14 protein-coding genes are annotated in these 21,832 nt (G+C 58.7%); 4 read left to right on the forward strand and 10 right to left on the reverse strand.

Translation table 11 applies throughout. The annotated features are described in order from the left end of the window. Positions 1 to 9 precede the first annotated feature (9 nt). Positions 10 to 294 carry a hypothetical protein gene (locus AC1DUY_RS18770; RefSeq protein WP_478116181.1) on the reverse strand — a complete coding sequence of 95 codons (285 nt, stop codon included), beginning with the start codon at positions 292 to 294 and terminating at the stop codon, positions 10 to 12. A 323-nt stretch (positions 295 to 617) separates the two neighbouring features. Here AC1DUY_RS18770 and AC1DUY_RS18775 point away from each other — a divergent pair, with 323 nt between their 5' ends. The 3 genes from AC1DUY_RS18775 to AC1DUY_RS18785 all read left to right on the forward strand — a co-directional run bounded on the left by AC1DUY_RS18775 (position 618) and on the right by AC1DUY_RS18785 (position 5,772). Further along, positions 618 to 2,237 carry a calcium-binding protein gene (locus AC1DUY_RS18775; protein WP_478116183.1) on the forward strand — a complete coding sequence of 540 codons (1,620 nt, stop codon included), beginning with the start codon at positions 618 to 620 and terminating at the stop codon, positions 2,235 to 2,237. Between the two features lie 242 nt (positions 2,238 to 2,479). After that, complete coding sequence (locus AC1DUY_RS18780; RefSeq protein ID WP_231078472.1) at positions 2,480 to 4,279, forward strand: type I secretion system permease/ATPase; 1,800 nt, start codon at positions 2,480 to 2,482, stop codon at positions 4,277 to 4,279. Then, positions 4,276 to 5,772, forward strand: a complete 1,497-nt coding sequence (locus tag AC1DUY_RS18785) for an HlyD family type I secretion periplasmic adaptor subunit (RefSeq protein WP_439061197.1) — start codon at positions 4,276 to 4,278, stop codon at positions 5,770 to 5,772. Before AC1DUY_RS18780 ends, AC1DUY_RS18785 begins: the two co-directional genes overlap by 4 nt. A 230-nt stretch (positions 5,773 to 6,002) precedes the next feature. Here the strand turns inward: AC1DUY_RS18785 and AC1DUY_RS18790 are convergent, their stop codons facing one another. Genes AC1DUY_RS18790 through AC1DUY_RS18800 form a run of 3 tightly spaced genes read right to left on the reverse strand, consistent with a single transcriptional unit; the run spans position 6,003 to position 8,972 of the window. Next, positions 6,003 to 6,623 carry a type VI secretion system-associated protein TagO gene (locus AC1DUY_RS18790; protein WP_175369522.1) on the reverse strand — a complete coding sequence of 207 codons (621 nt, stop codon included), beginning with the start codon at positions 6,621 to 6,623 and terminating at the stop codon, positions 6,003 to 6,005. Then, entirely contained in the window at positions 6,620 to 7,642 is a 1,023-nt protein-coding gene (locus AC1DUY_RS18795; protein WP_089266912.1) for a TAXI family TRAP transporter solute-binding subunit, read from the reverse strand. The genes AC1DUY_RS18790 and AC1DUY_RS18795 overlap by 4 nt, the downstream gene beginning before the upstream one ends. Positions 7,643 to 7,697: 55 nt before the next feature. After that, positions 7,698 to 8,972 carry a coiled-coil domain-containing protein gene (locus AC1DUY_RS18800; protein WP_478116187.1) on the reverse strand — a complete coding sequence of 425 codons (1,275 nt, stop codon included), beginning with the start codon at positions 8,970 to 8,972 and terminating at the stop codon, positions 7,698 to 7,700. A 626-nt stretch (positions 8,973 to 9,598) separates the two neighbouring features. On the opposite strand from AC1DUY_RS18800, the gene AC1DUY_RS18805 reads away from it, so the two are divergent. After that, positions 9,599 to 10,126 carry a DsrE family protein gene (locus tag AC1DUY_RS18805; RefSeq protein WP_478116189.1) on the forward strand — a complete coding sequence of 176 codons (528 nt, stop codon included), beginning with the start codon at positions 9,599 to 9,601 and terminating at the stop codon, positions 10,124 to 10,126. A 64-nt stretch (positions 10,127 to 10,190) separates the two neighbouring features. Here AC1DUY_RS18805 and AC1DUY_RS18810 read toward each other — a convergent pair whose 3' ends face one another. The 6 genes from AC1DUY_RS18810 to AC1DUY_RS18835 form a co-directional block, all read right to left on the reverse strand. Further along, the gene (locus tag AC1DUY_RS18810) at positions 10,191 to 12,920 is read right to left on the reverse strand and encodes an AMP-binding protein (RefSeq protein WP_478116190.1); all 2,730 of its coding nucleotides are present in this window, start codon (positions 12,918 to 12,920) and stop codon (positions 10,191 to 10,193) included. 112 nt (positions 12,921 to 13,032) lie between these two features. Next, the gene (locus tag AC1DUY_RS18815; protein ID WP_478116192.1) at positions 13,033 to 15,198 is read right to left on the reverse strand and encodes an oligosaccharide flippase family protein; all 2,166 of its coding nucleotides are present in this window, start codon (positions 15,196 to 15,198) and stop codon (positions 13,033 to 13,035) included. Positions 15,199 to 15,205: 7 nt separating this feature from the next. Beyond that, the gene (locus tag AC1DUY_RS18820) at positions 15,206 to 17,161 is read right to left on the reverse strand and encodes an AAA family ATPase (RefSeq protein ID WP_478116194.1); all 1,956 of its coding nucleotides are present in this window, start codon (positions 17,159 to 17,161) and stop codon (positions 15,206 to 15,208) included. A gap of 11 nt (positions 17,162 to 17,172) precedes the next feature. Then, on the reverse strand, positions 17,173 to 19,158 hold the full coding sequence (asnB, locus tag AC1DUY_RS18825) for an asparagine synthase (glutamine-hydrolyzing) (RefSeq protein ID WP_478116196.1): 1,986 nt from the start codon (positions 19,156 to 19,158) through the stop codon (positions 17,173 to 17,175). 3 nt (positions 19,159 to 19,161) lie between these two features. After that, a complete protein-coding gene (locus AC1DUY_RS18830; protein ID WP_478116198.1) occupies positions 19,162 to 20,415 on the reverse strand; it encodes an O-antigen ligase family protein in 1,254 nt (417 codons plus the stop codon). After that, positions 20,412 to 21,632: a glycosyltransferase gene (locus tag AC1DUY_RS18835; protein ID WP_478116200.1), complete on the reverse strand. Its 1,221-nt coding sequence runs from the start codon at positions 21,630 to 21,632 to the stop codon at positions 20,412 to 20,414. The genes AC1DUY_RS18830 and AC1DUY_RS18835 overlap by 4 nt, the downstream gene beginning before the upstream one ends. Positions 21,633 to 21,832 lie beyond the last annotated feature (200 nt).

The raw sequence follows: 21,832 nt of genomic DNA on the forward strand, positions 1-21,832 counted from the left end.
TCGCCGAAGCTATTGTCGATCGGCCTGCACGACATCGGCCAGCACAGCCGCGCCGGCAGATTGATCTAGTTGCTCGAGCACATGAAGTGCATTGACGGAGTCTGGTTCTGCCGCGGCATTGATGTGGCCCGGCACTGGCGCACGCATTTTCCGCTGAAGGAGCGAGATCGCGGCACGCCGGTATTGCGGGCTTTCCGAAACGCGACGCCCGAAATGGGCACCCGAGGTCGGAGAGAAGCTTGCTGTCGTCGTCACGAGTGCAACTGCAGCAGAGGAAAGCGAAACGCGCGTCACCGAGTATCATTTCTCTCAGCGATACTTATGCGCGCTTGTGTAGTTCCTTCACCGCATCGGGACTATCGAAAAGTACCGCTGCGAACAGATTGAATCGTTACGCACCGTGCTAACACTTCTCTGATACCAGCCTCCAAGTTTTAGCACAATAAACTCACTGTTTCGTCCGGTGCTGCGACAAACTCCCGCCTCAAACGTAAACAAACGTTAATCCATGGGCGCTTCGATCAAAGCTAACGCAGAACTGTAGTTACATACCTGCATTTACTTTTACGAAGATTCTTGGGGGCCTCGTCAACGTACTACAATACAGGGGAACGGTATTGGCAACATTACACTACGCATCAGGCGACAACATCGACGCACAAGGTAACTTCACTCCAGCTCAAGCAGGCTTCAATCTTGCCGACGTTTCGTCGGTGGAGCAAGTGAACGCTTTGCCGGCAGGCGTGAAGGGCCTCGTCTGGCTCGATCAGGGTGACGGCGTCACCCAGAGCTTCATCGACGCTGTGAAACCTTACATCGGTAATCCCAACGTCTACGGTTTCTTCCTTAAGGACGAGCCAGATCCCACGGGGCAGTGGAATACCCTCGTGACCGCTGCAAACCTGAAGGCTGAGTCCGATTGGATTCACGCCAACGTTCCGGGTGCGAAGACGTTCATCACCATGATGAACATGGGATCTTCGGATAATCCCAGCTTCGCGAATACGTACACCCCGGAGAACACCCATATCGACCTCTTCGGAATCGATCCGTATCCGGTGCGGTCGGATAGCTCCACAGTCGACTACAGCATGATTGACAAGGCTGTCGCTGCCGCCAAAGCCGCTGGAATTCCGGAGGCCAGCATCGTCCCGGTATTTCAGACATTCGGCGGCGGTAACTGGGTCACCGATCAGGGTGGTCACTATGTGATGCCGACCGCCGCGCAGGAACAGCAAATGCTCGACCATTGGGCATCTGTCGTTCCCAATCCGGCTTTCGACTACGCCTACGCCTGGGGATCGCAGAACGGAGACGTGGCGCTGGAAAACTCGCAAGCGCTCCAGAACGTATTCCTGCAGCACAATACGAGCACCACGACGACGGATTCGACATCGACTGGAAGCACGACTCCGGTTGACACGTCGAGCAGCAACCCGACGACGCCGGTCGATACGTCGCATAGCGGCACCTCGACGGATACGACGTCTTCGAGCGATTCTTCGACGACGCCCACGGCCTCTCAGCCAACGACGACGGCGCCGACCACCGATACCAGCGGCTCCGGGCACAACCATCATCACAAGGCCGACTCCTCCCAGTCGACAGATGGAAGCACATCGTCCGGTTCCGGAGGTGGACACCATCACCACGGATCCGCGGCAAACGCGTCCGTGAGCACTGCAACGGATACCGCTTCCAGCAGCGTTACCGACACAGCGTCGGTCGACACCTCGACTGCGCCCACGACCACCGAGCCAACGACGACGGCGCCGACCACCAACGCCGGCCACTCCGGGCATAACTACCATCACAAGCTGGACTTCTCCCAGCTGACCGATGGAAGCACATCATCCGGAGGTGGACACCATCACCACGGATCCGCGGCAACCGCGTCCGTGAGCGTTGCAGCGGATACCGCTTCCAGCAGCGTTGTCGACACCTCGACTGCGCCTACGACCACCGAGCCGACGACGACGGCTCCGGCCACCGACGTCGGCAACTCCGGGCACAACCACCATCACAGGCTGGACTTCTCTCATCTCACGGATGGGAACAAATCTTTCTGGGGTGGTCATCATCAGCACGCATCCGCTTCGCCCGCTGCAACCGCAGCAGCGACGGCTGCAACGGATACGGCTTCGAGCGACGTCACCGACGCAACTCTGGCGCCGCATCTGGATCTCGCTAGCCTCCACAACAACCATCACGTGGATCACCATTCGTGGCACTGGTAAACCCGCAGAACTGAGTCTGCGACAAAGAACGACATATGCGCGGTGATCCGCGCATATGAAAGCGACTTGGGGGGCCTTCATGGCCCCCCAATTTGGGGATCATCGCGGCCAGTATGGTCGCGAGAGGAATGCCGTCTCGCGCAGTGCGGGATGTGTTGCGTACGAGCCAATTCGCGCTCGCTTCTTCGCATATGGCTTCTCTAACGTTAGCGCCGTCCGATCCGGGCGGCCTGGATGCACACATGTATACTTCAGCAAGACCGCCCGCGCTTGCGGACGCTTTCCGCCAGATACGTCCAGGCCTGCTTGCCGCTGGCGGGCTGTCTATCTTCATAAATCTCCTGGTGTTCGTTTCGCCGCTTTATACGATGCAGATCTACGATCGCGTGCTGACGAGCCGAAACGCGATGACGCTGTTGCTGCTTTCGCTGATCGCGCTCGCGCTTTTCATCAGTTACGCAGCACTCGAGCACTTTCGCAGCCGTGTTCTCGTGCAAACCGGAATTCGCTTCGACCATTTGCTGTCAGGAGAAGCTTTCGAAACGGCTCTCGCGCAGGCAGTGCGCACAGGAAGCTCGCATCATGTTCAGCTGTTGCGCGACGTCGACACATTGCGCGACGTTCTATCCGGCGGCGTGATCACATCTCTGATGGACGCACCCTGGACTCCGATTTTTCTCGGCATGTGTTTTCTGCTTCATCCATCGATCGGCATGGTTGCTCTGACAGGCGCGCTGGTCATCCTTGCGCTCGCCTTTCTCAATGAGCGCGCCACCAAAGCGCCGCTGATGGCGGCTTCGTTCAAGAATCTCCACGCTCTGGACCGATTGACGTCCTCGCTTCGTAACGCGGAAGCGATCCGTGGTCTCGGAATGGGGCCTGCCATACGCGCCGCCTGGGGCGCCACGCATGGACAGGCGCTCGTTGAAAGCGCCAAGGCCGGAGAACGCGGCGGAACGCTGCTCGCAATCTCGAAATTTCTGCGGATGGCGATTCAAGTGGCGATCATGGGCGTCGGGGCTTACCTGGCAATTCATCAGGAGATCTCGGGAGGCGTTCTCTTCGCTGCCTCCTTGATCATGGGGCGCGCGCTCGCACCGGTAGAGGCGGCTGTCGCGCAATGGAGAGCGTTCGTGTCGGCGCGGACGTCTTTTTCCCGCCTCGACGAGGCTCTGCGGACGCGGGCGACGGAAAGACAACCGACGCGATTGCCGCCCCCGGTCGGCAACATCTCCGTCGAGGCTTTGACCGTTATGGTACCGGGATCGCAGTTGGCGGCGATTTCCGATGTCAGTTTCCGGCTGTCACCTGGCGAAGTTGTTGCGATCGTCGGTGCGTCCGGTTCCGGCAAATCTTCCTTAGCGCGCGCGCTGGTTGGAGCCTGGCCAGCCGCACAGGGTTGCGTACGCGTCGATGGAAATGACATCCGGCATTTCGAGGCCAGTTTCCTTGGACAAAGTTTCGGTTACTTGCCGCAGGATGTTGAATTATTCGCCGGGACCGTCCGCGACAACATCGCTCGCTTTCGTGACGGCGCGTTGGATGAACAGGTTGTCGAGGCGGCGCAGCTGGCTTCGGCGCATGCCATGATCCAGCGGCTGCCGCAGGGCTACGACACTGTCATCGGGGAAAACGGGGCGGGTCTTTCCGGCGGCCAGCGACAACGCATCGGGTTGGCCCGCGCACTTTTTGGCAGGCCCGTCTTTGTCGTGCTCGATGAACCGAACGCCAATCTGGATGGTGACGGCGATCGTGCTCTGGCTGACGCCATCCAAATGCTCCGTCAACAGCGTGTGACGATCGTGATCATCAATCACAGACCAAATCTCCTTTCATTGGTCGACAAGATTGTTTTCATGCATGACGGACGCATCGGGCGCGCGGGTACGCGCGAAGAGCTTCTTCCCTTGCTTCTTGGTGAGACCGTTGCGCCCATGCGCCGCGAACCGCGGATCGCAACAGAAAGCCACCGAGTTGATGGGGCCTCGCGCCACGCGCCGTTCCCAAGTTCGGTTCGGCCTGTCCATGTCACGAGGCAATGATGAAGATTCCTAAATTGCGAGCAGAGATTGCTGCTCAGGACGAACTGGCGCGACTCCTCAGACGTTTGAGCGATGGTGGCCACGCGTTTCGCAGGCCTGATGTCTTGCAACGATTTGTGGAGATCAAGGCGCGGTTGCTGATCTGGCTATCAAAGGTCTGGCTGTCGATATCCCCGAATCGCGACGCCGGGAACGCAAATGGCGGCCCATCGGGCGATTGGCGCACTCCGGCGAGACGCGGCTTTGGTATCGTGTTCCTGACCTTCGTAGTGTTTGGTGGTTGGGCTGGCCTGGCCTCCATCGACGGTGCCGTCGTGGCTGCGGGCTCGATCGTCGTCGAGAGCGACCGTAAGTCCGTTCAGCACCTGGAAGGTGGCATCGTCCAAAGCCTGATGGTGAGGGGCGACGCGCATGTCGAACAGGGACAGGTGCTGTTGCGACTCGATCCAACACAGGACCGGGCGCGGGAGGAGATGGCGCGTTCGGCCGTGTATTCGGCAATCGCGGAAGAGGCGCGTCTGCTTGCGGAAGCCGATGGGGCCGATACGATCACGTTTCCATCCGAACTGACGCAGAAGGCCTCCGATCCCTCTGCGCAGCGTGCCATGGGTGACCAGAAGCGGCGGTTCGAGGAACGCCGCGTCGCGCGAAAGATCGAGGTTTCGATCCTTGAAGAAAAGATCGGACAGGCGCAGCGCCAGATCCAGGGAAACGCTGCGCAAAGCAAGGCTGCACGCGCGCAGTTCGACAGCATGGCGCAGGAATATACCAAGCTTAAGCCGCTCGCCGACCAGGGGATTGTTCCGTTCGCGCGGATTGCGACTCTGGAGCGTTCCAAATCCGATCTTGAGGGCCGAATTGGTTCATACGACGCCGACATCGCGCGCTTCGGACGGATCATCGACGAAGCACGGTTACAGATCAATCAGGTCGGGCAGAAAGTTCTGGAGGAAGCCACCGGTAAGCTTGCCGACACCCGCGCTCAGCTCGCCGACGCGCGCGAGAAGCTACGCATGGCCGCAGACGTTCTCGGTCGAATGGACGTTCGCGCATCTCGCTCCGGACGTATCGTCAATCTGAAAGTCCACACGGTCGGCGCGGTGATCAAGCCGGGCGACGTCTTGATGGAAATCGTACCGGACAACGACGTCCTCGTGGTTGCCGCGAAAATATCCTCTCTCGACGTCAATCACGTACAAATCGGTATGCCCACGGAAGTTCGGCTTCCCTCGTTCAAGGCTCGCTCGACGCCGATCGCCATCGGCGAAGTTCTTTCGGTGGCAGCTGATGCGCTTCGCGACGAAGCCACGCACCAGCCTTACTACGAAGTCAAAGTTTCAGTGCAAGTGACCAAATTTCCCGACAAAATTCGCGAGAAGCTCAAACCCGGCATGATGGCCGACGTCCTGATCGCGACTGGTGAACGCACCGTTCTTGCCTATCTCATGCAACCGATGACCGATGCGATACGGCGTGGCATGCGGGAGGACTAAGGAGGCCAACCGGCGTCGCGACTTGCCTAAGCCTCGCCGCGGCTTGGTTCAGTTCAGCACAACCGTCGTTGCCGCAATGCCAAGACATTGAAGATGTTGGAGCGTTGAATGGACGAGCGGGTGCGAAGGGCAGCTGAGCATGCGGCAACGCGGCAGATATGTCGGGCTGGTATCTTCGCGACGGAGGTGAGCGAACTGGTCGCGTTGTCCTGCACTCGTACGCGCGTCGGTCAGGGCGCGGGCCAGTTGCATGCCGTCGCCATCTTGCGTCGGACGGCATTCAAGCCGACCAATTGAAACGTACTTTCATATGGTGGACCTTTCCCAACGTGGACTTTAACGAGAAGCTGGCCACCATCCGGCATTGAGCGGAGCAAGCGAACAACGTCGCCTGGAAAGGCAAGACCTTTCCCCGTTTCTAACGCCCGCCAGCGCTGTTCAACAACTGGCTCTTCGTTGATCCGGTGCGCGACCTTCACCTCGCCATCCGGGACCTGCTTCCAGGATCCCGTTGTGGAAATTATCAACTCCGTGCGATGGGCGCGACAATGGATGGCGAACGCGGAGGCAGCATTTTGCGATGCTGTGCGCGCTGTCATCAGCGCCTCAATCTGCGGCTGATAATCCACCGGAGAGGTGGTCTCGCTGATGATCCAGTTCGGACTTGGAGACGGCGTGGTAGCGTGGGTTTCGGTCATCTCCCCCAACAGCTCATCGACGCACTTCAAGCGCTCCATGCCTTCAAACTGTGAGCAGGTCTTCAGGCGATCTATGGCGCCACCGGTTTGAGCACACACAGTCTGGCTCATAATCAAGAGCACAGCCAGACCGAGAGTACCCGTGTCCTTCATGGGGACCGTCCCGCTGTTACGGCTTGCGGAAGATCAAGCCATTCCTGCGCCGGCTTAAACCGGCCGAGGCTCGGCACGCTGGCCCGCAGATTGACCTCTTTCCATTTCGGATCGAAACCAGGGGACTGCAACCGGTCGAAGCGACCAAACAGGTGATCGACCAGGCGCGCCACGCGCCGGTATCGGTCAGACTGTTGTGGCCAGTTATAGGCCGCAAGAATGGTGGGGACTGCAATCGTCGCTATCCGCTCACCTTTCGGCACCAGACTCGGATAGTCCGCCGCATCGATAGACGATGGAAGATAGTAGTCCTCAAATTTGGCGCCGTATTCGACGGGGAGGAACTTAAATCCGGGATCCCAGCGTCCCTTCAGAAAAGCGTCGACGGGCTTTGACGTCACAAACACAACGGCCGCGATTTCTCCGCGCTTCATTTGCTCCAATGCGACCTGGTGCGGAATGAACATCTTTTCCACGTTTAGTCCCAGCCGACTGAAGATCAGCGGACCGGAATAGGCGGCTGCCGTACCTTGCGTATTGAAATTGACCTTTTTTCCCTTAAGCTCTTCGAGCGACCGGATCTCCGGGCGGACGAATATGTGCAGTTCGGACGGAAAGAGGTTCAGAACGTAAACGATGCGCCGTTCGATAGACGGAACTTGAGCTTTATATTCCTCAAGAGCATCCGTGTTGATGATCGCCGCATCAACGCCTCTAAGATACAGCAGCGAATTGACGTTTTCCGTTGCTCCGCGCGTCACGATCGGGAGGACGTGAAGCTTATCCTCCTCGTTTACGACGCGAGCGATCTCTGCCGCGAGACGAAGCGGAGCCCCTTCAATGAGCCCGCCGGCGAGGCCGACAGTCCATGCATTGATGCGCTCTTTCGCGGCCGTTTCGGTCCTTTTCACCGCTGCCATAGCCTGCGTCTCGCGCGTCGGGAGAGATTGGGCATTGGCAGCCAGTTGCAGCCCGAACGCCGCTAATGCCATAGCAAATGAGAACTTGATGAGCGACATGCGAGTCTCCATTCTCGGAATGACCATCTAGGGCTGACGCGTCAGGAGCAGGCTGCTATTTCAGCGACTCAATCCTCGCCTTCGCATCCTCAATGCCGCCCGCCTGTGCCTTTTCATACAGTTCGAGTGCCTTTCTGGAATCACCGTGGACCCCACGTGCGCTCCACGATTTCAGCACGCGGGCGTCGTAGGTCTCCGCGAGCATAAAGGCGGCTCGCGCGCTACCATGTCCAAGAGCGTGTTCAAGCAATGGGCGCGCCCCGCTGATGTCAGCTTGCCGGAGCAATGCGTTCGCCCGAACAAGCAGTCTCTGTTCGTCCGCCACAGAATAGGGAGCGACACTCGCCAGCACGGTTGCCTCTGATGCCACGGGGACTTTCGGCTCCACACTTGGCACGGCTTCGCGAGTGGTCGACCGTGCTTGCGGTGGCGTTTCCAACACGGACGATCGTTCCGCATATGAAGCGACGGCCTGAGTGGAAGCCCACTGCGGCAAGGCGATCTTTCCCTCGGTCGTCTTCGCATGGGGCTCCGCCGCGCCTTCGTTCCGGCCAGTAGGGGCGGGTTGGCGCGAAGCGAGAGTCTGAGAAGCACTCAAGGCAGCAAGCTGCTGGTTTCGAGCCTCCAGTTGGTTCTTAACAAGAGCAAGCTCCTGCACAAGTGCCTCAGCACGCTCGCGCTCGCTGGCAAGAGCTCGCTTCTGCTCTGCTGCCGTGGTGTTGCTGGCCTCCGTCGCCCGAAGCACCTCAGCGTGTGCCGCCGCGAGGCGGCTGGCATGCTCCTCGATCTGCTGACGCGCCGAGGAGAGCTCGCGGGCGACTGCCTCGGTCCGGCTGCGCTCCTTTGCAGATGCGCGCTCTTGTTCGACCTTCGCAGCCTCGACGATCCGCGCAGCCTCCGGCGTCGCGGCACGCGCCGCGTCGAGTTCGGTCCGGAGAGAGATCAATTCACGCTTGAGGGCTTCCGTCCCGTCTTGCTGCTGTTTGAGCTGCTGTTCGAGCGCCTGCTTTTGCTCGATCTCTGCCGCGGTGGCTTTTGCGGCGTCCGAAGCTGCGATCCGCACCGTATCGAGTTCCGCCCGAAGGGAAGCAAGGTCATAGGCGGGCGCGTCTGCCTTCCACCGCTCCTGCTGTTCGAGCGCCTGCTCTTGCTTGATCTCTGCCTCGGTGGCTTGCACAGCTTTCGAAATCACGATCCGCGCCGCGTCGAGTTCCGTCCGAAGGAAGGCAAGCTCACGCATAAGGTCGATTGTTTTGTCTCGCTCCTGTTCGAGCGCTTGCGTTTGCCTGATCCCTACCTCGATGGCCTGGGCAGATTCCTTGCCTGACACCCGCGCCGTCTCGAGTTCCGCCCGGAGGGTCGCAAGTTCACCCGCAAGGGCGTCTGCCCTAGCTCGCTCTTGATCAAGCGCCTGTCTTAGCGTGGTGCTGGTCGCTTCAGCCGTCGACTGGGCTGCATTGAGTTCTGCTCGGGGGGGCGCGACAAGCACAGGTGCAAGGGCTTCAGCCCTGTTCCGCTCCCGTGTTTGAGAAGATTCGGAGGCCTGCGCGCGGAATTGGCTTTCACCGCATAGCCCATCCTCCGCAGCCCCAATGAGGACCCACAGAATGCAAGCTCCTACTGCAGACGAGGCACGCGCAGCGGTTCTGCTTGTTGCGCGGGAGCCCTCAACAGCTTTGGATCGCGGTAGCCAATGCGATGCTACCTCAACTGCCTGTGACCACATCGTGACAACTCAGGTGAGCTTTTATGTGTGTCCATTTTGATGACACAGCCTTCATCGGCCGTTTGTCGATGTAGCAATGGAAGTAGTCACAACGAGGTAGGCGCACCAATCGCGGCAATTAAGTAGATCACGCCTGCATTGTCTGAACCATTCTTGACCCGCCCGTTCGCGCGCGATTACGCTATCGCGCACACTTGAGCCCGCACTCCCAGCACACTCAAGGAAACAACATGAACAGATCACTCGCCGTCTTCGCCAGCATGGCCGCCGTTGGGAGTATCTTGATGCTGAGCACCCAAACCAGCGGCGCTGTAGAAATCAATACGTCTGCCAAGACTTCTGCCAAAATGAACGCCAACGCCAAGGTGACCACTGCCGCCATCCGAATGCAGCCCCATCGGCTCGTTGTACAGGTTGACGTCAATGACCCCGCGACAATCAATCTCGCTCTCAATAATGTCAGCAATGTAGCTCAGCACTACAGCGAGATCGGTCAAAAGGTGGGGATCGAAGTGGTCGTTTTTGGACCCGGACTGCATATGCTGCGAGATGACACTTCTCCCGTCAAAGCGCGCATCAAATCCATGAGCGAAACCATGCCACAGCTGACCTTTTCAGCATGCGGGAACACCCGCGAGAACATGGCAAAAGCTGAGGCGAAAGATATTCCTCTCATCCCGCAGGCCAAGGTCACCAAATCCGGAGTGGTACGGATCATGGAGCTGCAAGAGCGAGGCTGGAGCTACTTGCGACCTTGATCCAGAGGGGGCCTCTGCGATCTGCATCGCCTCGTTCAAATCTGTTGGATCTGTTGGTCGAAGATCAGGAACAGGACGACGTGATCGCTCGTTCGATGACCGGTCGGTTGACGGTCAAATGCGGGTCGATAACGAGATCGAGATGGCCGCCAGCAATCGGAATAACCTCCAGCTTTGCAAACAGAGAGTCCCATCCGAGATGGGCCGGCGACCCTCGCCGGTTGCAAAGGAATAGCGTTCCGGTGATTGGCAAGCGAGGTTTGGCACTCGCCACCCAACGGCCGAATTCCTGCATCCGGAGAATCTCCTCAAGCTCCAACTTGAGCATGAAGCGGGTGCCGGCCAAGTGCGTCCAGATCCTCGCATCGAGAATTCGACAGAACTTTACCTCCCAGTGGAGTCGAGCAACGCATTTTGCGATAGCGCGACACAGCATTCGGTACATCGTGACCCGGTGTGATCTAACTCTCTGCAGAGTACGCGACAGGGTCTCCCGATAGTCACTCCTGCGGGGGCCGATATTCGTATCCAATATGCCCAGAAATTTCACCGATCGGCCTTCCGCAATCAGCCGGGCAGCCACTTCAAATGCGACGCCGCCACCCAGCGAATAGCCGATCAGACGTATGTCGCCGCGAGGATGAACGGCGTTGATCTGTTCCAGCGCCAACGTCGCCATGTGGTCGACCGAGCCGCATCCGGTCAGGGCAGACGTCAGATCCGGGTAGCGGATCGGGATCACATGAGCCGTCTTGCTCAACTGCGCCCCGAACGCCGCCAGACTCGGACCGTAACCTATCGAGCCTGGCAACATCACCAGATGAGGCAGGAGTTCTCCGGCGGCTTGTTGCCGCTGCGATCGACCACCTGCAGCGACGATCTGAATCATATCGGCTGCGCTCATGTCCACCGTGAAGGCTTCCATATTGAGCTCTTGGCCGACCAGCTCTTCCAGCTCCATCACGCATCGCAGAAGCTTGAGGGAATCGCCACCTGCCTCGTCCCAGCGGCTGGCAACGTCGGTCGTACCTAGGATCCGCGTCCATACCTGCGCCACTATTTTTTCGGCTTGCTTCACTTCACCCGCCCCTGGGGGCTGAGGTGGGGCTGGACCTCTTCGGCTCTCGGTATCCAGCACCTTGAGTTTCGCGACGTCTATCTTTCCGCCGGCGAGCCGCGGAAGCTCTGCGATTTCATGCAATCTGGTGGGATGCAATGCGGTCGGAAGCGTCTGCCTGATGACGTCCCGAACGTCAGCCGTGAATGTTGCTTTGGCCTCGAGACCTGGCGATGCAAAAATAACCAGCTCGCTTGAATCGGTGACGATGGCGACGGCGTCGCTCACATAGGGAATTCTGCGTACGACGACCTCTAGTTCAGCCGGTTCGACACGCCGTCCATTGATTTTGAGCTGACGCCCCTTTCGTCCCAGCATCTGCATCAATCCGCGCGGATCGACAGTAACAAGGTCGCCTGTCGGGAAGATGCGGCAACGGTCGTCATCCGGGTCGGGTAATGCAGGGAGCACCTGACCGTTCTCCCAGTAACCAAGCAGCACGTGCATACTCTTAATGATCAGCTCCCCAACCTCGTCGGTGGGCACAGGCACCCCGTTGTCGTCGACGACGGCAAACGACATTCCGGGAAGCAAATAGCCAACCGGGGGTATGCTGAAATCACTTTCCTTGCATTCGTCGGGAAGAAACCACTGCGTGCCGGTAGTCTCGGTCGACGAATAGCTGATCTGGATGAAGCAGGAGGGCTTCACGACCTTTCGGACGAGTGCAACATCCGTCCACAGCACCTTCTCGCCGCCGATGCGAACAACCCGGAGCGATTCGAAATCACCGGTTTCGCTCGCGGTAATCACTGCCCGCAGGAGAGCGGGAACGATGTAGGTGATCGTTATCTGCTGCGATCGGATCTGACGCAACACGCCGCGAAGGCCAAGGGCCTCGACATCCGCCATATGCAATCTTGCGCCGGTCAGCAAGGCCGTGAGCATCTCTCTGGTGCCCGCAATGGTCGTAGGGCCGCTCAGAGGCATGAAGACGTCAGTGGCGTCTATGTGGCATGCATCCGCATATTGCTGGACGCGCTGGAGCAAGCTGCGCTGGCTATTCACAACACCCTTTGGCTGTCCGGTGCTACCCGAGGTGTAGAGCACAAGGGCAGGTGCATCCACCGAGATCGGCTCAAGCGATGCGGCGTCGCCGAAAAGTTCGCTGGCGCGTGTAATATCGATCCAACGCAGGCCGTCTTCGTCAATCCATTTGGTGGAGCTACTGTCACCCTGGCCAATCAGTACAGAAATCTGCGCATTTGCGACGATGTGAGCAAGTCGCTGGTCCGGGTCGCGTGGATTGAGGGGCACCAAGGGGCGTCCTGCAGCCATACATGCAAGCATGGCGATCGGATGCCAGATCGAGTGGCGCAACAACAAGCCGACGGCCCGCCCTTCGGGAGTCACCGCTGCAATCGCCTGAGCCAGCGTCAGAACTCTGATCAGAAAATCCGAATATGTGATTTGGCGAGTGTCATCGCTGATGGCTACGTTGTTCGGAAATCTCTTTGCCACCGCATCCAGATGTGTGATCGCGGGCACGCCAGAAAATTCGGCCCCCATACGATCGAACGGGCGATCGACAGGCCCGCCTAGGTCGAGAGGCAATTCGGGAGGTTCCATCCAGAGGGCTTGTGCAGGCTCGCTTGAATCTCCGGAAAGTGCGCGCCCGCCAGCGAACGTTTTCGCGCGTTTCGCCAAGGATCCGTCGGGAAATCTCTGAAGTTGCATGACGGTACTCACCGTTGCGGGATGGAGATCGTAGGCCACACGTCGGCTATTGACGTCCTTCGAGTGAATGATAGGACTGCACCAATTTTCCGGCCTCTATCCAATTACCGGGCTATTCAGCGGCGGCGGGCCGACGAAACTCCACAAAGGCAAAGAGCAGGCCGGCCGTCATGTTCACGCGTTTGTAGATGTAGATCGCCATTGCCATGTTCCAGGCTACATTCGTCACGGCCGTCGCAACGGCGGCACCCATCACTCCAAAAAAAGCAATGCCGATCGCACAGGCGACAACGTTCATGATGGCTCCGATCGCTGTGATTGCGGCAGCTGCTCGCTCGTGCCCAGTCATGGTCAGAAGATTTTGCTGCGGACCAGTAGCAGCAGCAAAGATCTGTCCGACGACGAGAATTTGGGCGACCGGAGCTGTTGCAACGAATTCCTCGCCAAAAAAGCGGAGTAGCGGTACCGTCAGCAACAAAAGTGGAAGTGCCAGCACGACTGTTCCAGCCAGCGACAGGACAGTTGCTCGAGCAAACAGACTCTGAAGCGCTGCCTCATTCCGATGAGCGTGAAGCTTCGAGACGTTTGGCGAAAAGAAAGTCCCTACTGCCATACGAGGGAGAACAAGAAAAAGAGCTAAATTCAACCCCAGTGCGAAGATGCCAGCCTCGTGGGCATCGCCGGTCCAGCCGAGGATAATCACGCCGGCGCGGCTCATGAGAACCTCAACTCCAATCAAGATCATGACAGGACAGGCGAGATGCCACCAGTCGCGGGGTGCATAAGCCGGCACCGCCGAGCGTAGTTGTGGCGGCCAAAGCTTCCGCATGCTCAGTCCGACGATGGCAGCTGTGACGGCAGAGCTTGCCATCAACGCGATCAAAACCGTTGTCGCATCGATTGGCGTGACGTTGAGTGCCACAGCAAGTAGAAGCAGAACGACCATAAGGCCGTCCCGAACGAATCGTTCGGGGGCAATTGCCGAAATGACGCCACCCAGCGCGCGTACCGTAGCGGAACCGAGAACGTAAAGCGCGACCAATGGGACGGTCGCCATGCCAACCGCCAGACTGACAGTCAGCTCTCGATGAAGCGTCTCCGACAGGAATAGTGCGGTGGCGATTCCACAGAGCGCAATCAACATCCCAACCAACAATGATCGTCCGAATGCAAATTGAATAACTCCGCGCGCCAATGGCCACTTTCCGGTCGCGCTATAGGCCGGCACATATCGCAGCAGAACCGTGTTGAACCCGAGTCCCGCGATGTAGGAGAGAAGGGTCGTCCAAGCCAAAACGTATGAATAGATACCGTAACTCGTCGCTCCTATCGTACGGGCAATGACAAGTTGAGCCACGCACGTCAGCCCGGCGCCGCCAACATAGATAACGAACGCCCACAGACTTGCGCTGGCCATGCGCCGAGCGAGCTCGGGTTGAGCCGGAGCTGTGAAAGCTCCGATTGTCTCGGGCGTCGGCAGGGGCGGCGTGAACTTCTCGGCATAAGGTTCAAAACTTTCCTCCCCTGGGTCGGGTGACGAGCTGACCGTTCCGTTGGGCCTGAACTTACTCGAGACCTCTTCTTCGATACGGTCGAGAGCCCTGGACATCAGGCCGGGATCAAGCGAGTTGATGCAGATCACCCGTTGATGCTCGGCCGCGAGTAATGAGCCAACGTAGTCAGTAATCGGCTTTGCCTTGAGAAAGGTCGCTACGTCAGGCTCGAACCATTTCTCCATGTAGGTTTTTTGGTGTATTCGCTCATGGAGGCGCTTTTCCAACAGCTCCTTCGGAGCATCAAACCGGATCAGCAGATCGGATTGCGTCCTCATGCCGATTGCACGAGCGATCGTCTTCTCGTCTGCTCGGCTAAACAGGGCCAAGGTGCAAACGATCTGCACAAAGCCCTGGTCGAACAAGACGATGCGATCTGACTTGTGCGAATCTCTCCACACGCAGGAGAATCGGACGACGTATTGGCTAAGCCTGATCCACCAAACGGGATTGTTGGGTGGCATTAGTCGGAGCAGGTCTTTCGCTAGACGCAACCCTCGGGCATTTGCGAAAGGACGGCACAAGATTGCGATGGTGGCGAAGATCGCGAGAGTGACGCGCTGCAGCGCTGGAAGAAATCCACCAAAGTTCAGAAGATGATTGGATAGATGCGGCAACGTAAGTACGAGGTCGACCTCATACCCGCGGTCACGCAGGCGTTGAGCGAGTGCCTGACTAAAGGTTGTTTTGCCAGCGCCTGGTGGACCGAAGGTCTCGATAATCATGCTGCCCTCAATCGCTTCTCAACCAATTGCGGGGGTTCAGTTTGGGTGATCCGGAGCGTTTCAGCTCGATTGCGTCTCCGCGCCACGTTCGCCACGTGATTGCTCTCTTCGACCGCCGGCAGAGTGCGCCCCAAGTCCTCTTGACCAGCTGCTGTGCGCGCTCACCGAACTGGTCCTGCTGTAGCGGCTCGACACGAGTTAAGACCGACGAGAATCTCGTGTTCTGGGCAGGGTTGAGATGTTCTGTCCGAACAAGTTGATGCAGCGCGGTCTGCGCCGCCTCACGATCGGTGCTTCCAGAGTGAATGGCGAGCAAAACGTGGTCAGCCCAACTCGCCAGAAGTCTTGCTTCCGGGGCTTCCAGCAGCGAAGGTCCGTCGATGATCACGAAATCATAGGTGTCGCTCAGCTGTCGGAGCAACGAAGGAATCTTGGGGTCGGCGAGAATCCGAAGCCGATGTCCCCCAAACGATGTGGCGGGCAGGTAGTCAATTCCGGACTCATGGATATGTTCGATCGCGTCTGCAAGTGGACGGCCGTACGCCAGTACACTGAGTAAGTTGGCGCTCTCGCCACCCGGTCGACGAGTGAATTGGCCAAAGTCAAGGAGTAGAGTGCGCCACCCGAGCCGGGCAGCGTAAAGACCAAGGCTCCATGCAAGTGTGGTCTTGCCTTCCCCACCGATGCTGGAGCTGACGAGGACAACACGCTGCGATCGTGGGGTTGCCGGGTCGGAGGCCAGTATGGATACCAGAATGGAGCGGATTGCTCTGGCATAGTGGCTCGCAGGCTCCTCCAAAACATAATGCGGCTGCTTGCCCGGCTCCAGTGGAATCGAAGGTATCAGTCCGGCGCATGGAATACGCAGAGCTTCAGCGGCGTCGGCTTCCGTGTGCAGGGTCCGATCGAAGTGATTCAATACGACTGCGAGAACACAAGCTAGCAGAGCGAAGATAATTGCGGCAGGAGGAATCATAAGTAACGGGTGTAATGAGGTCGGTCGTTCTGGCGGTGTGGCCGTGGCGAGAATACTGACGTCTGATTGCGCGGTCAGACCTTTTGCGGTGAGCTCCTGCCGCCGCCGCAGGAGCGTTTCAAACTGTTGCGCCAGCGTGGTGACCTGCCACTCCAGCGCGGCGTCCCGTGAGGGAGAGGGCTGGCCAAGACGGGAGGCTTTTAGTTCTTCCTCGGCCTTTGCTAGGTCGCGCTGAACTTTGGATGACTGTGTCGCGATGGAGCTCAAAGCATATTCCACATCGCTTTGCTTCTGACGCGCGACCTCGTCGACATACGATTGTGCAACCGTATTGGCGATTTCCGCCGCTCGTTGCGGATTGGCGGCCGTAGAAGTAACGGCGATGATTCTGGAGCGCCGCTCCTGGCCAACCTTCAAGCTGCGCTTTAGCGCAGCGAGAGCCGACCCGTCATCGGGCTCGTGGTTCTTGCCAAGCAGCAGCTCCTTGGTTGCTGACCATGTACGACCAAAGAGCGTGCGCAAGCTTTGCATCCACGTTCGTGACCCCGTTTCAGCACCGTGCCTCGCATCTTCGAGAGCGCGGAGCGTTGGAAGGAGTCTCCGCAGATAGGCGTCGGAAAGCAGCACCGTGACATGTGTGTCGATGGTGGATTCCTCGGCGGCCGGTGTAGGTGCTGCGGATGCGCCACCGGCATTCAAGGCATCGACTGCGCCGGACTGTCGGACGTCAACAGCAAGTTGTGCCGTCGCCAGATAAGAAGGAGACATAAGAAGGCCGGCTACTCCAGCCAGCAAGGCGCCGACGACAATCATCCTGACGACAAGCCGCCTGTACTTCCGCACGCTATCCAGCACGCGATTCAAAGACTGGAGACCGTCATTTGAAGCCAGGGATTGTTCCGTCAGGCGCCGCCCAAGTTCGTCCTCTGCCATATCCGGCGAAAGAGCCTGCAGGGATCGAATACGTCTTCCTACTAACGCTTCCATAGCTCGCTCCTCTACTGTGCGGGCTCGAGGGTATCTGTCGATCGGGACGTACTCTGTTCAACCATCATTCCTAGCCATGATTGCAACATCAGGACGGCCCATAGCATTCGCGAGTGATCGCGATTGCCACTCAGATGATCCTGCCAGCAGCTCTGGACTCGTTGTACGTCCAGCAAATTCTGGCGGTTAAGGCGTGATTCGGAGAGCAGGTCTGCAGCCCATGAGCGCAGGGGGCCTTTCAACCAGGCGCCGACAGGCACGTCGAAGCCCTGCTTGGGTCGATCTATCAAGTGGCGCGGCAAGTAACGGCTGAGAACCTGCCGCAAGATCCACTTGCCCTGTCCGTCGCGCACCTTGGCCGTGTTCGGCAGCCGCCAGGAGAATTCCACGACGCGATGGTCGAGAATTGGACAGCGCGCTTCCAGGCCTGTCGCCATGCTGGCGCGATCGAGCTTCACCAGGATGTCGCCGGGGAGATAATCGATCATGTCCCGCACAATGAAGTCGGATAGAAGATCGTTCAGCGGCGGCACCTTAGCCGAATCGGTGACTTGCTCCGGAGTCAATTGCAGCTCGGAAAGCCGCATGACTTTCCGGTACATGTCGTCGGCGTCATCGCCTGCAAACAGTTGCGCAAGGCGGTTAATCCGGTCGCTTCCGATCATCCGTCGCAGGCGGCCTGGAAGAGGCAACGCGTCAGCGATGTCTTCCCGCAAACCGCGGGCGAGCAATGACACACCCATTGCCGCCGTTCGCCGAAGTGCTCGATTGGAGTTAAGAAGGGGAGCCAGACGGGCGGTCAAAAGATGCCTGGAATATCCAGCAAAACATTCGTCTCCGCCGTCACCGGAGAGGACAACAGTTACATCCCGGCGGGCGAGGCGAGATAGCAGCAGCGTCGGAATCTGCGATTCGTCGGCGAACGGCTCGTCCCAAATACGGGGCAGTTCGGGAATGACATCCATGGCCTCCGAGGGAGTGAGACGTAGCTCCGTGTGGTCCGTGCCGAGGTGACGAGCCACAGCCGCGGCACTGGCCGCTTCGTCGAAGGCGGGCTCGCCGAAACCGATAGTGAACGTGCGGACGGGCCGGGCGGATTGGGATTGCATCAGGGCGACGACAGTTGAACTGTCGATGCCACCGGACAGGAACAGCCCGATTGGCACGTCGGCAACCATGCGCTCACCGACAGCCTCGCGAAGCAGGCCATCAAGATGCGACACGAGCTCGCCATCGTCCGCGGAAACGGGGTTTCTTCGGCCGTGCTTTGCGATGTCGGTCAGCGACCACCAAGTGCGCGCCTTTGCCCGAAGCGCTGCAGCATCCCGAGATGCCAGAAGTTCATCGGCGCCGAAAGATAGAATGTTGCCGGGCGGAAGTTTGAAGACGTCTTTCCATATACAATGTTCATCCGGTAGCCAGCCGCGAGCGAGAAATTCAGCGACCCCGCGCGGATTGACCTCCTCAACGAAATCGGGGAACGCGTCGATCGCCTTCAACTCTGAAGCAAAGACAACGGCATTTCTCGTTCTGGCGACGTATAGGGGCTTCTTTCCCATTCGATCGCGGGCCAGATGGAGCGTACGGGTCTGCCGATCCCAAAGGCCGATTGCGAACATGCCGTTGCAGCGCGCCAGGGCAGCCTCGAATCCCCATCTCTCGATCATCGCGAGCAAGACCTCGGTATCGCTGCTGCCGATGAAGTTCTGGCCGAGGCGTTGAAGCTCCTGTCGCAACGACGGATGATTGTAGATCTCACCATTGAATGTGATGACGAATCGGCCGCTCTCGGAAAACATCGGTTGTCGCCCCGCGTCGGTGAGGTCAACGATGGAGAGCCGGCGATGCCCGAATGCAATCCCGGCGTCACGATCGCACCACGAGCCGTGGGCATCGGGTCCGCGATGGTGCAAACGATTCGTCATTCGGCCGATCGCATCCAGATCGGCGGATCGGGAAGCTTGTGGCATCTGAAGAATTCCGGCGATTCCACACATGATCTAGCTTCCGATACGCGTGTGCGGCGACGGCGGGCGCGCCGATCCGAGGATCAGGCTGAGAGCAAACGCGAACCACACGATGGGATGACGCAAGATGAAATGGCTGATGCTGAAAATGGCCAGCGCAGCGAACAATGCTGCCAGGGCATCGAGCTTCGCGCGGAACATAAGCATGAACGTGCCTGCGAAGAGGCCGCAAACGGCAATCACAGCGAGCAGGCCACCTTGCGTAAATATATCCAGCAGTGTGCTATGGGCTTCGAAAGGAGTTGGAAGCGCCTTGTTATTGGCGACGTTCGGCTTCTCGAGATGCGGGCCTGGCCCCAGCCCGAGCGATCCGGTTTCCAGCCCTCGATGGAGTGCATCTTCCCAGAGTTGCAGTCGCAGAGACGCGGTGCGCTTCGTTGCCTCGCCGCCACGGTCCTTGGCCAGACTGATTGCCAGACCTTCAAACTCATCGGCGGTCGCAACGGCATACGGTGCTAATGCGAGCGCCAGCGGGACGGCGGCGGCGATGACCAGAACCGCGACCACCGACCGGAAATTTAGTCTGTGCTGTGGCGAGGTCAGCCAACTGCGCAAACGCAGCAAAGAAAAGATCGCGGTGGCAATCACCATCGCAACAAGAAATGTATCGCTTTTGGTCAGGCGCCCGACGGCGAAGGTTAGCAGGCAACTGAATGATCCCGCTATGCGGCCAAACCCTTTGGCCGATAGGGCAAGGCTGAGAGACAGCGGCGTCAAAACGGCGCAATAGAGAGCGATCTGATTGGGATTCTCCGCCCAGCCTCGAAATCGATCCCAATACCATGGATCGACCGACGGCAGGCTGATGATGGACCAGCCCGCAGCGATCTGAAGGACCAGTGCGATGTTCCAGAAAGCGAGCAGGAACCATTGGGTTTGACGTAGGGCAGCGTTGGCTTCCATCGTTGCGACGATGAGGCAGGTCAAAGCTGCCACCAACAGATACGCGAAGGTGTCGTGCAACATCGTAGGAAGGTCCAGCTCCTGGCTCAGATAGGCCACGCATGTCCCTATGCTCAGGGCGAGTGCAAGACAGGCCCAAAACGCACCGATTCGGAGCAAAGCTGTCGCGTTGTAAATCTGGCCGGTAACGATGACTCGCAATGAGACGAAGGCTAGCCACAGGACAAGACAGACCTCGCCAACACCCAGCGGAATTCCGGGAAGGCGCAGCTGTGAAGCTGTCGTAAGCACGATGCCAAAAGAAAGAAGCGCATTGGCGATCATGATGATTTCCCGCTGTGCTGGCTAACCCTTCGATCTTCATGGACGTCGCGAGACAAAGCAGCCGGATCTTCGCTTCGCCTCCCGGTGAAAATCAGCTTCCTGTAAAGATCGGCGTAGCGGTCAGCCACGACGTTCAGGTCGAATTCACGGCGCACGAGCGCGATCGAGCGCTGTCCCATGCTCTTTGCGCGGGCAGGATCTTGGAGAAGATCGAGAATGGCTGCGGCGAGCGCACGCGGGTCCCGGGGCGGCACCAAATGGCCATTGCAGTTCTCCACCACAACATCGCCGCAGCCTGGCATACGCGTGGCGACAATAGGCACACCCGCCAATCCTGCTTCCAGCAGAACACGGGGGATGCCTTCCCGATACTCCGTCGGGAAGGCAAAGACATTCGCGATTCCGAGAAGCGCAGGAACGTCGGATCGCGCACCGAGAGCGATTACGTGTGGTGCATATCGATCAATCAAAGCCTGATCCACGGCAAAAGGACCTTCGCTCTCCCTTGGACCGACAAGCAGGAAACGAACGCCGGGCCGCACTTCGCGGACAATCGCCGCCGCATCCAGAAGCGTGGGTATGCCTTTTTGTACGGTCAGTCGGCTCACAGTCATGACGACTTCGTCGTCACCGAGTCCGAGCTCTGTACGAAGTTTTGCGGTGGACGGCGCCTGAGCCCGCGCTGTGTCGAAAGCATCGACATCGATTCCCGAACTTCCGATCAGTACAGCGGGGCTGTTGCCAAGCAGACGATAGCGGCGGAAAAAGTCGCCATCCTCCTTGTTTTGAAATACCGTTGCCGAGGTCCAGCAGGCGGCCAACCGCTGCAGCGCCAGGTAGGCTGGCCTGAATGCAAGAGCTTTCAGCTGTGCGGAGGAGAATACCCAACCCATTCCGTTGATGGTGCGCACAATGGGAATTGCGCCTCTCACCGCAAGAGGAGCAAGCAGATTTGGTTTGGTATCGAACGTTTGAACAACGTCCGGTCGAATGCCACGCACAAGCTGTGAGAGCTGGCCGACAGCTAGGCGGTCAGCGACCCGTGCACCGAATCTATTGAAGTCATAGCGATGATACTCGATGCCGCTATTTGAGAACGGGAGTGCGGCGCCAGTACCGGCAGCGCTCACCCGAAAGCCACGACTGCGCAAAGCTGCCAGAAATGGGATCCGTAGGGCATGATCCTCGCCTCCCACACAAAGCACATGCAACGTCATGCTAATCCTTTCGGTCGCAATCGGAATGCAGCCCAGTCGATCCGGAGAATCGGCTACAGATGAATTTCGATGTCCTCGCGTATGAGCGGACGATGTGAGCTTACGAGGCGATCACAAAGTGTCTTCATTCGTTCGAATGACGGCCGCGTCGGAAGTATTCGGCGATCCTGAAGAATTGAGACATCGACACCAAGAGGATT

Source organism: Tardiphaga sp. P4_G1 (assembly GCF_056401215.1).

Excerpts from the sequence above, each read along its gene's own strand:
- AC1DUY_RS18780 (WP_231078472.1), top strand. The coding sequence starts at position 2,480 with ATGTATACTTCAGCAAGACCGCCCGCGCTTGCGGACGCTTTCCGCCAG.
- AC1DUY_RS18785 (WP_439061197.1), top strand. The coding sequence starts at position 4,276 with ATGATGAAGATTCCTAAATTGCGAGCAGAGATTGCTGCTCAGGACGAA.
- AC1DUY_RS18790 (WP_175369522.1), bottom strand. The coding sequence starts at position 6,623 with ATGAAGGACACGGGTACTCTCGGTCTGGCTGTGCTCTTGATTATGAGC.
- AC1DUY_RS18795 (WP_089266912.1), bottom strand. The coding sequence starts at position 7,642 with ATGTCGCTCATCAAGTTCTCATTTGCTATGGCATTAGCGGCGTTCGGG.
- AC1DUY_RS18805 (WP_478116189.1), top strand. The coding sequence starts at position 9,599 with ATGAACAGATCACTCGCCGTCTTCGCCAGCATGGCCGCCGTTGGGAGT.
- AC1DUY_RS18810 (WP_478116190.1), bottom strand. The coding sequence starts at position 12,920 with ATGCAACTTCAGAGATTTCCCGACGGATCCTTGGCGAAACGCGCGAAA.
- AC1DUY_RS18815 (WP_478116192.1), bottom strand. The coding sequence starts at position 15,198 with ATGATTATCGAGACCTTCGGTCCACCAGGCGCTGGCAAAACAACCTTT.
- AC1DUY_RS18820 (WP_478116194.1), bottom strand. The coding sequence starts at position 17,161 with ATGGAAGCGTTAGTAGGAAGACGTATTCGATCCCTGCAGGCTCTTTCG.
- asnB (WP_478116196.1), bottom strand. The coding sequence starts at position 19,158 with ATGTGTGGAATCGCCGGAATTCTTCAGATGCCACAAGCTTCCCGATCC.
- AC1DUY_RS18830 (WP_478116198.1), bottom strand. The coding sequence starts at position 20,415 with ATGATCGCCAATGCGCTTCTTTCTTTTGGCATCGTGCTTACGACAGCT.
- AC1DUY_RS18835 (WP_478116200.1), bottom strand. The coding sequence starts at position 21,632 with ATGACGTTGCATGTGCTTTGTGTGGGAGGCGAGGATCATGCCCTACGG.